The organism is Pelagimonas sp. (assembly GCF_058892305.1).
In genome coordinates this window covers 64966-76946 of sequence record NZ_JBZXVN010000057.1, presented here as the reverse complement: position 1 = coordinate 76946, position 11981 = coordinate 64966, and the positions used below count along the sequence as shown (strand labels likewise).

The 11981-nt window shown below is 54.5% G+C and carries 15 protein-coding genes; 9 read left to right on the top strand and 6 right to left on the bottom strand.

Going from position 1 to position 11981, the window contains the following annotated elements:
• Positions 1-842 precede the first annotated feature (842 nt).
• From AC5EFR_RS21080 to AC5EFR_RS21065, 4 genes are all read right to left on the bottom strand, one after another.
• Positions 843-1049: a hypothetical protein gene (locus AC5EFR_RS21080; protein WP_493577697.1), complete on the bottom strand. Its 207-nt coding sequence runs from the start codon at positions 1047-1049 to the stop codon at positions 843-845.
• A gap of 15 nt (positions 1050-1064) precedes the next feature.
• A complete protein-coding gene (locus AC5EFR_RS21075) occupies positions 1065-1544 on the bottom strand; it encodes a hypothetical protein (protein ID WP_493577696.1) in 480 nt (159 codons plus the stop codon).
• A gap of 101 nt (positions 1545-1645) precedes the next feature.
• A complete protein-coding gene (locus tag AC5EFR_RS21070; protein ID WP_493577695.1) occupies positions 1646-2113 on the bottom strand; it encodes a hypothetical protein in 468 nt (155 codons plus the stop codon).
• 511 nt (positions 2114-2624) lie between these two features.
• Positions 2625-3017, bottom strand: a complete 393-nt coding sequence (locus tag AC5EFR_RS21065) for a winged helix-turn-helix transcriptional regulator (RefSeq protein ID WP_493577694.1) — start codon at positions 3015-3017, stop codon at positions 2625-2627.
• Between the two features lie 107 nt (positions 3018-3124).
• On the opposite strand from AC5EFR_RS21065, the gene AC5EFR_RS21060 reads away from it, so the two are divergent.
• Positions 3125-3283 (top strand): hypothetical protein, encoded by a 159-nt coding sequence (locus AC5EFR_RS21060; protein WP_493577693.1) that lies wholly within the window; start codon positions 3125-3127, stop codon positions 3281-3283.
• Positions 3284-3332: 49 nt separating this feature from the next.
• Positions 3333-4001, top strand: a complete 669-nt coding sequence (locus AC5EFR_RS21055; protein WP_493577692.1) for an NAD(P)-dependent oxidoreductase — start codon at positions 3333-3335, stop codon at positions 3999-4001.
• Between the two features lie 4 nt (positions 4002-4005).
• Here the strand turns inward: AC5EFR_RS21055 and AC5EFR_RS21050 are convergent, their stop codons facing one another.
• A complete protein-coding gene (locus tag AC5EFR_RS21050; RefSeq protein WP_493577691.1) occupies positions 4006-4893 on the bottom strand; it encodes a LysR family transcriptional regulator in 888 nt (295 codons plus the stop codon).
• A 112-nt stretch (positions 4894-5005) separates the two neighbouring features.
• Between AC5EFR_RS21050 and AC5EFR_RS21045 the strand changes: the two genes are divergently transcribed.
• From AC5EFR_RS21045 to AC5EFR_RS21035, 3 genes are read left to right on the top strand one after another with little or no spacing between them, the layout of a single operon-like run.
• Positions 5006-5365: a DoxX family protein gene (locus AC5EFR_RS21045; RefSeq protein ID WP_493577690.1), complete on the top strand. Its 360-nt coding sequence runs from the start codon at positions 5006-5008 to the stop codon at positions 5363-5365.
• A gap of 27 nt (positions 5366-5392) precedes the next feature.
• Complete coding sequence (locus AC5EFR_RS21040; RefSeq protein ID WP_493577689.1) at positions 5393-5962, top strand: NADPH-dependent FMN reductase; 570 nt, start codon at positions 5393-5395, stop codon at positions 5960-5962.
• A gap of 60 nt (positions 5963-6022) precedes the next feature.
• A complete protein-coding gene (locus tag AC5EFR_RS21035; protein WP_493577688.1) occupies positions 6023-7075 on the top strand; it encodes an LLM class flavin-dependent oxidoreductase in 1053 nt (350 codons plus the stop codon).
• Positions 7076-7474: 399 nt separating this feature from the next.
• On the opposite strand, the gene AC5EFR_RS21030 is transcribed toward AC5EFR_RS21035, so the two are convergent.
• Positions 7475-8482 carry a LacI family DNA-binding transcriptional regulator gene (locus AC5EFR_RS21030; protein WP_493577699.1) on the bottom strand — a complete coding sequence of 336 codons (1008 nt, stop codon included), beginning with the start codon at positions 8480-8482 and terminating at the stop codon, positions 7475-7477.
• A 179-nt stretch (positions 8483-8661) separates the two neighbouring features.
• Between AC5EFR_RS21030 and AC5EFR_RS21025 the strand changes: the two genes are divergently transcribed.
• From AC5EFR_RS21025 to AC5EFR_RS21010, 4 genes are all read left to right on the top strand, one after another.
• Positions 8662-8853: a hypothetical protein gene (locus tag AC5EFR_RS21025; protein ID WP_493577687.1), complete on the top strand. Its 192-nt coding sequence runs from the start codon at positions 8662-8664 to the stop codon at positions 8851-8853.
• Positions 8854-8874: 21 nt separating this feature from the next.
• Positions 8875-10023 carry a TRAP transporter substrate-binding protein gene (locus tag AC5EFR_RS21020; RefSeq protein WP_493577686.1) on the top strand — a complete coding sequence of 383 codons (1149 nt, stop codon included), beginning with the start codon at positions 8875-8877 and terminating at the stop codon, positions 10021-10023.
• Between the two features lie 100 nt (positions 10024-10123).
• Positions 10124-10636 carry a TRAP transporter small permease gene (locus tag AC5EFR_RS21015; protein ID WP_493577685.1) on the top strand — a complete coding sequence of 171 codons (513 nt, stop codon included), beginning with the start codon at positions 10124-10126 and terminating at the stop codon, positions 10634-10636.
• Between the two features lie 11 nt (positions 10637-10647).
• Positions 10648-11976, top strand: a complete 1329-nt coding sequence (locus AC5EFR_RS21010; RefSeq protein ID WP_493577684.1) for a TRAP transporter large permease — start codon at positions 10648-10650, stop codon at positions 11974-11976.
• The last annotated feature ends 5 nt before the right edge of the window (positions 11977-11981 follow it).

The following is an 11981-nucleotide window of genomic DNA, read 5'->3' as shown; positions in this document are numbered from 1 at the left end:
TGCCGCCCCTCAGGGGCCATCACCCACTTTCAGCTATACCTCCCCGGCAGCTAGATACCCGGCTATGTTTCGAACCTGCGACACTATAGCGATCATGGCCTGACAATCGCGTTTCAGATCAACTCTGATGTGGGGGTGGTGGATAACAGTACTGACCTTGTCCCCGCCCTTGAAACTGCTTTGGTTGAAGCAATGATGGACCTAATCTCAAATTGAACCCGCCCGATTGTTTGTGGCGAAACCGTCAAAAGATGCCCAACGTGCAAAAGGCCGTTTCTACGATGTCCTGCAGTCCCGACCTTTGCCCTTGGAGTTCGCACTAATCTTTGCCCAAGACGTGCCAGCAGTGTTCACAGGTCAAAGTTTTGCAGACGTTGCAGTGGTCGTTTTCTGCGCATCCTGGTCAAGCTTGCTAGACCTTCTTGCTCGAAACTCTGCCGAGACTGCGGGGGCTTGCTGATCGTGGGGTGAGGCTGATCGCATCCGCAAAACAACGCCTTGCTGGGCCGGGAAGGTACAAGGCAAAAAGTTGCGGGGTGGTGTGTCACATCGGTCAGCGGCCAATAGGCATGACCGGCTCCCTGTGATGGTCGCCCGGATGGCTTGACCGTTCTGGCCGGGGATAAATGAAACCAAGCGGCGCGGAAAAAGGCCCTCAACACTGGCACCGATAAAGCGGTGGAGGTAAACCAGTTGGCACTGCCGCGGGATTTGGTCGCTCAGGGATTCATTCCAACGCTGTCATTGGCGACGAAGAGCTCGAAGTGCCAATTGGCATGCCATTCGCAATGGAACGTGACAACGCCAAATCTAAGGGTACAACGACCTGAACAAGCCCTAGATCATGTCGAGGACTCTTCTGGTTTGGGTCGGGACGCAACCAAATGTGCGGTCTTTGGTTGATCTTCAAGAAACTTTTTTAGGCTTTCTGCATCAACAGCCACGCTGGCCGGATCGGGGGGGGCGCTATCGGCCAATGCGCCAGTTGAAAGCGCGCAGACCAGCGCGATGGCGCCAAGAGTGGTTTTGGTCATTTGCATCATGGTCATGTTACATTTCCTGTCTTACTGCACTGTTTGAAACAGCGGCGACGCTTGCGCCAGTTCGGTGAAGTAGGTTTTGAGAAAATCGAGCCCTTTGTCCGTGATGGCGATTTCATGCGGCTCTGTTGACCATGTTGTCGTTAGAACGAAGCCGTCGATCAGACCGGCCTGTGAAAGCATTGGTAGAACCCAGTTGCGTAGGGTGCGCTGCATTGACTCGATGCGGGGTTCATCAATCGCCTTTGCAAGCTGACGCAAGCTAAAGGTTTGAGCTTGTCCAGTCGCGAAAGCCCTGTGTGCCAACACAAGCATCACAACCCGCACAACGTCACGATTCATCTGTGTGCGTAGCTTTTTCAACTCGGATGGCAAAGCATCATTGAACAAGTTTGCAACAGCGTCTTTGGGCATAGCCCAAACCGCAATCGTCGCGAGCAAGGACATGTTCACCAGCGCCGATTGACTGTCTGCCTTGCTTTCAGTTTCCGATAATTCAAGCAATTCAATCTCCACAATATGATATGGAGATTGATAGGTTTTCCACGGATTGAAAGGCCATATCGCCGGAATGCTATCGGATATCAGAGGGCTGGCCTTTGACATCAATGGCTGGGAAGGCGCACGGGATTATCACGCACACACCCTTGGCCGGGGGTGTTGGGGTCGTCCCAAACACCGCAGCCGCCGGACGCCCCCTTGATATGCACGATGCCGTCCAGTTTCTTGATCTCTTGTTCCATCAGCCATTTTTTGTGGATGCCACTGCCACGGGACTGAGCTGTACTTTCAAGCAATTGAATGGGAGTTTTTTCAGCAAGAGTTGCTTCAGTTTCGGTCGCGAGCGCACCGGTCGTTTGCTCAATATCGGCAACGCCGCCATGGCTTCCACAAACCTTTTTCAACGCGGTTTCATTTGGATAGCTTTCAAAGCCACCGGTCCAACCATCGTTGCATGTCACCTTGTAGTAGCTGTCCATGTTCTCCAGTTTCCAAGCATAAGCTGTTGATCCCAGAACAGAAGTCGATGTTGTGATGCTTATGGCGAGAACAAGTTTTACAAAGCGTTTCATAGTGAGTTTCCTTTTGATTGTTGCGACCTGCGCCGCGTGTTTCGTGCAATCAAATGTAGGGGTACTGCGAAGACGAACTATTGGATGGATGTGGCTTAGACGATTCTTCCATGTGCAATTGCTTGAAGTTTTTTCTGTTTCTTTACCAACGGTTATATCGCCGGTGACAAACCGAGCGGCCACAGAAACCTCGATGTCATCAAGTGAGGCGAAGCGTTGTTGGTTCGGTCGCGGCGCATCAACATCGTGAAGATCGGCGGAAACTCTGGAGATGGGGGGCGGCCCAAGTTCACAAGGAATTGTGCATATCTTGGCTTTAGACAAGCACGATGCAGGTGGCCATCATTCTGGAATGTCGACATTGATTGGGGGCATTCAGCACTGAATATCACCCAAGGCCCTGTCAGATGCGCTGTGGGCAAGTTGGGACAGGTTTGAAACCTCTGGCCTTGCAAAGCGGAGATTGCTCCTCTGCAAAAGTTCATCAAGCAGCGATGTGCTGTACTCGGTGTTATTGATTTTTGTCAAAGCTTGCGCGGGATTTGCTGATCTGGTCGTGCTGCGCCATGGCCCAGTCAACCATCTGGCCTAGTGGTGCCAGAAATGATCTGCCCAAATCGGACAGGCTATAGGCGACGCTGGGCGGTTTGGTGTCGAATACCTGCCGTATCACCAATCCGTCGCGTTCAAGGTCACGGAGTGATTGCGTCAGCATCCGTTTCGAAATGTCCGGGATCGCGCGTGCAAGGGCGTTAAACCGCTTGGGTTCGGCCTCTAGTTCGAGCAGGATCAGGCTTGTCCATTTCGAAGACACATGTCCAAGCACCGTACGCACGGGGCAGTTGGACGCATCAAACCCATCGGCTTGCAATTTGTCCAGTTGGGCGCGTCCTGATCCGACCATGATAGTTACCTCCAAGTAACCTAGGAACAAAATAGTGCCTCCTTTACGGGGCGGGGTGCGGTCTCTAACTGAGACCTGTACACGAATTGAACCCACAAGGAAACACGATGCCAACACGACTGGCGACAGAGGCCTCAGGCCAATTGTGCAGACAGAGCATCGAAATCCTGATGCAAATGACAAAAGAGTTACAGATCATCGCCACCGGTCAGGTCGATTTAAAAGATCCGGCCGGCCTGGCAAAGGCCTGTGCGGCACAAGGCTGATCACATTGACTCATAAAAACTCGAAACAGAAAATTAGGAGCCAACAACAATGACCAAACGCGTATTGCTGCTGGGTGGCACAGGCCGCACGGGATCGCATGTGATCGACAAAGCGCTTGCAGCGGGGCTTTTCGTCAACGTGCTGGCACGGCGACCCGAGGCGGTCACGCAGACACATGACAATCTGACAGTGTTCAAGGGCACCCCCGAAAACGCAAGTGACCTCGACGCGGCAATCGCAAACTGTGATGCCGTTATTGCCACGATGAACAACGCGCGTGCATCGGATTCACCTTTTGCGAAGATCGTGAATTCGCCGACGATGTTAACCGACATCTTTGGCAATGTGATTGCGGCGATGCACAAGCACAACATTCGCCGAGTAATTCAACTTGGTGCCACAGGGGCGGGGGACAGCTTTGACGCGGCCCCTTGGATATTTAAGCAATTCATCAAACGCACCAATCTAGGGGTTGCCTATCGCGATCACGAAGGGGTCGAGGCGGCACTGGCTGCTTCTGGTCTGGATTGGACCGTGGGCCGAGCTGTGGGACTGGGCAAAAAGAGCGGTTTGGTGACCGAAAGCTATGTCGTGGATGGAAAATCCCAGCCTAAGCCGTCTATGCAAATCGCGCGGGAAAGCGTCGCTGAATGGATGGTCGCTGCATTGGACCGCAGCGATCTTTATGGCAAAACACCGACGATTTCGGTGTTGTGACTGATCAACGCTTGGCCTGACCACGCCCCAGGCCAAGCGCTTTGATACACTTTAGCATGGCCTGCACCTTTTCCGTGCGGTGCAGGTCAACATGTGTGACCAACCAGCCGGTGATCTTCCAGTCAGCATTGGCAGGTAGGACGGGGCGCAGACCGCCACGCTTGTGTGCCTCAACATCGCTCAAGAAGCCAATGCCAAGCCCGGCGCATATCGCCTCTGCGATAACCCCGACATCACGGGACGAAAGCGCGAACATCTCTGGCCGGATATTGACCTTGATCCAGTCGCCAAAGGGCATTCGATCATGGGGGAAATCCGGTAATACAAAGGCATGGCCTTCAAAGCCGTCGTTTGCGTCGGGAACGCCTTTGCGGACCAAATAGCTGTCATGGGCATAAAGGTTGAACCCAATGTCACCGAAATGCGTGACCACATAATCCGGGTGTTCAGGTTTGGCACCAGCACGCAGCGCGATATGGGCCTCTCCGTATTCGAGGCGTGCTAGGTCTTCGCCCACGTCAACGCGAACGACGCATTGCGGATTTTCCACCCGAAATTGGTTAATAGCGTCCATAAGTAAACCAGCGAAAGGCGCAAGCAGGGTTAGCTTGATCTCGCCTTCGATCTGGTCGCTCCTGCCTTGTACGCGCCCGGCTAGGTCTTCAATCATTTCTTCGGCTTTTTGCGCAACACGCAGGACATCCTCGCCAACCTCAGTCAAGGTATATCCCCGCGCGTGTCGTAGGAAAATTTTGCTGCCTATCTCGGCCTCAAGCGCGTCAATGTGGCGGTTAACAGTCGCGCGATGCAGGCCCAAGGCCTCGGCTGCGGCGCTGACCGTGCCCAGCCGCGCGACGTGATAGGCCGTACGCAATTCCGTCCATCTTTCCATCAGCTACACTTGCTCTATTTTCGCGCATAACACGATGATTATCGCGCATTGATTGCGAAATTGCAGCAACATACTTTGGGTTACAAGAAAAGAATTACCTTTGGAGTGTCCCATGAAATATCTCTCTCTTGGCCTGCGAGGCCTTTTGACCTTGGCCTTTGTTGCGGCTGGCCTTGCGAAACTGGCAGGCGTTGAAATGATGGTCGCCACGTTTGAAGCCGTTGGCGTTGGCCAGTGGTTCCGATATGTGACGGGCCTGATCGAAATTTCCGCCCCGGTTTTGCTCTGGCTATCCGGCAAGCAGGTGCTTGGCGCTGCAGTGCTTGGCGCGACAATGGTTGGCGCCGTTCTGGCTCACCTGTTCATCCTTGGTCCTTCAGCGGTGCCTGCTGTCGTTCTTGGCCTGATCTCTGCCGCCGTCATTTACCTGCACCGTGAGCAGATCAGCGACCCAATGGGCCGCACTGCATAAAGCTCGATCAAGACAAGGACCAATCCCATGACCTACAAAATCGTCGCCTTTGCAGGAAGCAACAATGCCCAGTCGATCAATAAAAGCCTTGTCGCCCATGCGGCGGACGTTCTGAACGACAGCCTTGATGGCGGTGTCGACACCGACATTCTTGATCTGAATGACTATGAGATGCCGATCTATAGCCCTGAACGTCAGGCCGTAGGTATTCCCCCCCAGGCCCAAGCGTTTTTCGACAAGATCGGAGGCGCTGATGCGCTCATCATCTCTCTGGCGGAATACAACGGCAGCTACGCAACGGCCTTCAAGAACATTTTTGACTGGTGTAGCCGCATCGACATGGCCATGTTCCAGAAGAAGCCAATGTTGCTAATGGCGACGTCGCCAGGACCGGGCGGTGGCCAGCACGTTCATGGCGCCGCAATGGGGGCGTTTCCGTTCTACGGTGCCGATATTGTCGCGGGCTTCCAGTTTGGACCGTTTGGCGAGCATTTTGATGTTGATGCTGGACGTCTGACATCGGAGGACAAGGTTGCCGAACTTCAAGCTGCTGTGAACGCACTGGTGGGCGCGCTTGCCGGAAAAAGCGTCGGTTGACGCAGCACCTCGCTAATTGAGGCGGCTTGCCCGCCTCTAACGGCCCCCAAAAAAACCAAGATGGCGGAGTCTGATATGGAAATCGGGATAGACAGTTTTGCAGCATTCTTACCGGAAATGCAGGGGCAAACCAGAGCGGGGGCGGCACAGCGGATGGCCGACCTTTTGGCCGAAATCGAAACGGCAGACCGCGTGGGGCTGGATAGCTTCGGCGTTGGTGAGCACCACCGGGCCGAATTTCTTGATGCGTCCCCCGCCATCATTCTTGCCGCTGCGGCGGCACGCACGAAAAACATCCGCCTAAACTCTGCCGTCACCGTGCTGAGCGCTGCGGATCCGGTCCGCGTCTTTCAGGATTTTGCAACGATTGACCTGATCTCAAACGGGCGGGCCGAGATTGTGGCGGGGCGTGGATCGTTCATCGAAGCCTACCCCTTGTTTGGATTTGCGCGCGAAGACTACGACGCGCTCTTTGCCGAAAAGCTCGAGCTTTTGATACAGTTGCGCGAAAAAACCCATGTGACATGGCAAGGGCGGTTTCGGCCCGCTTTGACAGGGCAGGGGGTTTACCCGCGTCCCGTCCAGAACAAGCTGCCGATCTGGCTTGGTGTGGGCGGTACACCTGCGTCCTTTGCCCGCGCTGGAACCCTTGGCCTTCCTCTCATGATCGCCATCATTGGTGGCAGTTTTGACCGCTTCCGCCCGCTGGTCGACCTGTATTATGCTGCCGGTGAGGACGCAGGGCACAAGCGCGAAGACCTCAAAATCTCAATCCACGCTATGGGCTTTGTCGGTGAGACCGACAAAGAGGCCCGTGATGCGTTCTATCCAGGCTGGGCGCGCGTTATCAGAGATATCGGCCGCGAACGTGGCTTTCCGCCGCCCAACCGCGCGCAATTCGATGCGCTTTGCGGCCCCGACGGTGCGTTTCTTGTTGGTCGCCCCGAGACCGTGCGCGACAAGATGATTGCGGCCAATGCAACGATGGGCGGTATCTCTCGTATCACGTTTCAGATGAGCACCGCGGCCCTCGAAACGGAAAGGATGCAGAATTCAATCAGGCTTCTGGGCACCCAGGTCTCGCCCGCGGTGCGTGACGCCATCGACGTTTGAGCGTGTTGTGGGCTGGCGCAGGACGTTGGAGAGGTGATCGTGTTTGTCTGGCGTCAACCGCGTCTTGAGCAAACCCACTATTTGTAGACGTCTGTCTCACATATTTTCGTCTGATCCGCCGGGCCGCAATTGATGGAAACACTCTCTTGAAATGGCCTTTCTCGACATCCGCCGCGCGCACCGGTTCTTTCTGAGCGGTGGCGCGTACGGGTTCATGTCTTGGGTAGATAAGCCGATACTGTCTCCTCGCAGATGGCACCAAGGACAACACGGTCCTTGAACTTGCCCTTTCATAGAAACGGCGTTTCGACGTGGGGAAAATTCCTTCCGTCTGGATCATCACTTTCGTCAGGCGATCCACCTTAACGACGGGTCCTGACCCTCATCCCCGATCTCACATCAGGCATTGGCGAGTGAGCCTCGAACGACCAGGGATGTCTCGATTAGAATACTGTTTTGGTTCTTTGTTGCGCTGACCAGATTGATCAGCATTTTAGCCGCCTCTGTACCCATTCGCCGGTGCGGGACATGGACGGTGGTAAGCGCTGGTGATGAAATTTTCGCGATCTCGATGTCGTCAAATCCGGTCACTGAAATATCATCAGGGACGCACAACCCCAACTCCTTCGCCTTGGCGATGGCTCCAACGGCAAGAACGTCATTCCCACACATCACGACAGAGGGTCGAACAGGCTGCGACAACAGCTGTTGTAGGGCTGCGCCACCTTCGTCTATCCCGTATTCGGATTCTGCGATCGACAACTCCGTCTCGGGAATGCCCGCTTCCTCCATTGACGCATAAATACCTCTTAGTCGCTCGCTGGCCCTGTCGTTGCCTAGAGGGCTAGCGGTGATGGTTGAAAGGCGACGATGGCCCATGCTGATGACTTTATCCGCCATGGCTTTCATTGCTGAGAAATTGTCAAAGCCCACTGTTGGAACCTTGGCATTTGGATCGAACACCCAGGCGACTACGAAGGGGACACTTTGACGTTTCAAAAATTCGTAGACCTTGGGGTCTCTGTGAAATCCGATGAGGAGGATACCGTCGGCACCGCGCGACACTAACGTGCGGATCTGTTCTTCCTCGAGATCCGCGCGATACGAAGAGGAGGCGACCAAAAGTGTTATGCCGCTGCGTCCCAATTCTTCTTGAAACGCCTGGAGGCCACGGGCAAAAATTGCATTCTCCATTGTGGGAATGATCGCGCCAATTGTGTTGGTTCGTTTGGCGGCCAGAGCGCGGGCGTTGAAATTTGGGGCGTACCCAAGTTCGTGCACGGCGTCCTGAACTTTTTGCCGCGTTGCCGCCACAACCCGGTCCGGTGAGTTCAGACAGCGCGACACCGTGGCCGTCGAAACACCGGCAAGCCGTGCTACGTCAGCCAGGGTTGGGGTTCGGCCCATATCTTTGTCACCTGTCGTCATTTCGGCTCAGTACCGCATTTCTTCGGTATTTACACCCTATCTCATGAGACTAATGGGCACGATCGGCCGACGTCAATGTAAGCGCTTGCATAGGCGGCATGTAAGCGCTTACATTGATCTGGCGAATCAAGCGTTTCGCTGCTTCCTAGGAGAACCCTATGCTCTTGATCCTATCGCTTTGTCTGTTTGCCCTGTTCGGAACAAACGTGGCTCTGGGCTCAATGGGTATGGGCGGCTTCTTAGGGGATGTGTCCGAAATGCTATGTTTGCTCGCTGCTTCGATCGCCTTTGTTGCAGCAATTTTGCAAAGGGAGGCCGCTGAAAAAAAAGCCAAAGAGCTACAGCGCTGAACTGTCCATTGGGAGGAAAACATGGACCGGAACACAAAAGAACTTGCCTCGGCGTCACGCCGGAATTTTCTAAAACTCGCCGGGACAGGCAGCTTTACTGCAGCCCTAGTCGCTGGGGCCGCAGGTACGCTTTGGTCTACCGAGGCCGTCGCCCAGACAAACAAAGAAGAGCGCGAGCGTGAAAAGGCTGCTGATCATATTATGACATTGGCCACGGCCTATGTGTTGGGCGCATCACGCAGCTATCCAATTATGCAGTTGGACCTAAAAGAAAACATTCAGAACGCCACGAATGGCAAAGTGTACGTCAAATTGGCCCCTGGTGGGCAATTGGGCGCGGGCGGTGCGTTGGTGCAAAAGGTTCAGGGCGGAACCATTCAAGCAGCCCAGCATTCGCTCTCCAATTTTGCCCCCTTCGCGTCAACCGTTGATCTGATCAATATGCCCTATCTGTGTGGGTCCAATCAGCGTTTCACCAACCTCGTGAACTCGGATCACTGGAAAACCGAGGTACACCCCAAGGTCGAAGAGGCTGGGTTTAAGGCGTTGTTTTATGTGAACATTGATCCCCGTGTTGTCGCCGTCCGCAAAGGTGGTGCCGGTGCGGTGTTGTCGCCCGGAGATCTAAGCGGGGTGAAGTTCCGGGTTCCGGGCTCCAAGATGCTCCAGCAATACTACCGTCTCGTCGGCGCGAATCCGACACCAGTGGCTTGGGGCGAAACGCCTTCGGCGATCAAACAGGGTGTGGCAGACGCGCTCGACCCATCTGTGGGTGCCCTCTATGTCTTTGGATTCAAAGATATACTTAGCCATGTAACCTTCACCCAGGCCGTGCCCGATAGCCAAGTCTATTCCTGCAATCTGGAGTGGTTCAACAGCCTGCCAGGGGATGTTCAAGAGGGCGTGATGTGGGGCTCTGAAATGACCGCGCACCAGAACCTTTCGAAGGTCCCATCCGCGCGGGCCTATGCGATGTCTGAATTGGCAAAGTCCGGTGTGGAGTTCCATTCGCTAAGTGATGATCAACTGTCGGAATGGAAGGAGGCCGGTGGCTATCAACGACCTGAATGGGATGAGTTCAAGAAAGAACTCGCTGGGTCAATGGAGTCCTTCTCCAAGCTGGAAGAGGCCGCAGGTACGCAAGGAAAATACTACGTACACGACGCCTAAACCACTCCTCTTGGGGGCCCGATTTGGGCTCCCAAATTCCCTCTGCAACCGGCGTTGGATACGGCACCGGCTCTGTGTTCAATAGCCGTCGAGGCCTGTGATGACACTTCTGAAAAATATAGATGAGAACGCTGAGCGGTGGCTCCTCTTAGTCTTTTACGTGATGCTTGTTGTCACCATGGCAATCGAAGTGCTGCGTCGCGAGGTTTTCTCGTATTCTTCGATCTGGGGCGAAGAAATTGTCCGCTATTCATTTATCTACCTAGCTTGGATTGGCGCGGCGGCGGCGGTCAAAGAACGCGCCCATATCCGTATCGACGTCTTGCTTCATTACCTCGGAAACCGACCCAAGGCGGTCATCTATATCTTCGGTGATCTTGTGATGTTCGCAGTGGCCTTGGTCGCGCTCTATTGGTCCTTTGAAACCGTTCTGGTCTCGGCCAAATTTGGATCTGTAACCGATGGCCTTCGCATTTCAAAAGTCTGGTTTCTCGCCGCCGTGCCTTTGGGTTTCTCATTGATGATATTCCGGCTTTCGCAATCCTTTTTGCGCGACCTCAGATCACTTCGTGACGGCACTCCCGTCTACGAAGGCGACAAGTTGTTTGATTGAGGGACGACACCATGCTCTGGAACAATCTTCAACAAACGGTCGAACTCGGCTGGGATTTCTATCTACCTGTTATGCTTTTTGTCGGCCTGATCGCACTGGCAGTGCCGGTATGGGCTTCTATTGGGGCCGCGGCGATCCTAATGCTGGTTATGTCGGGTGATCTGCCACTTAGCCTCGTGGGAGAGAGCCTGTTCACTGGCATCGACGCCTTCGCCCTCACGGCCGTTCCCTTATTTATCCTGACCGGAGACGTGTTGGTGCGCACCGGTCTCAGTCGCAAATTCCTAAATGTCGCCGAGGCGCTCACCTGTTGGGCCAAAGGTGGCTTTGGTTCGGCGACGGTTCTTGTGTGCGGTATGTTTGCGGCGATTTCAGGTTCTGACGCGGCGGGGGCTGCTGCGGTTGGACGGATGACAATCGACCGCCTCGTCGAAAGCGGGTATCCGCGCCCTTATGCCTGTGCTCTGGTGGCGGCGGGGGCTTGCACCGGTATCCTCATCCCCCCCTCTATTGCCTATATTATCATCGGCCTTGTTCTGGGCATATCGGCCTCGACCCTGTTTCTGGCGGCATTGATCCCCGGTTTGGCCATCCTGATCTCAATCCTTGTGACCAATATCGTGGTGAACCGGATTTACGGCTACGAGGGCGGCGGAAACATAAGCATTGGCGAATGGCTCACAAACCTGCGCCGCGCTTTGGCATCAGACTGGTATGCGTTTATTGTGCCGGGCATCATTTTCTACGGCATCTTTTCGGGTCGCCTTACCCCAACAGAAGCCGGCGCTACTGCGGTGGTTGTTACCATCATAATGGGTTTCATTCTCGGCACACTAAAACTCTCTGATTTTCCGGCGATGTTGGTCAGTTCAGCCAAAGTAAATGGCATCATTTTGCCGATCATCGCCTTTTCCGCCCCCTTGGCCGAGGCCCTTGCCATCATGGGGGTGCCACAAGGGTTTGTGACCGCAGTGACGTCGCTGACCGAGGATCCTTATGTGCTGATCCTGCTGATGATCGGTATCTTGATCGCGGCTGGCTGTGTGATGGAAACAACTCCGAATATTGTGATTCTCGCGCCGATCCTCAAACCGCTGGCTGACAACATTGGCATGAATGAGATTCAGTTCTGTATCATGATGATCACCGCGCTTGGGGTTGGTTTTATCACGCCTCCGCTTGGGCTTAATCTCTTTGTCGTGTCCGGAATTACCGGTGAATCGATCCTCAAGATTGCGGCCCGCGCAGTCCCCTTTGTTTTCTTTATGCTCTTGGTTGTCCTGTTGATCGCCTATGTCCCCGCGATTTCCACAACCTTGCTTCCCGATATCTACAAATAGGATCC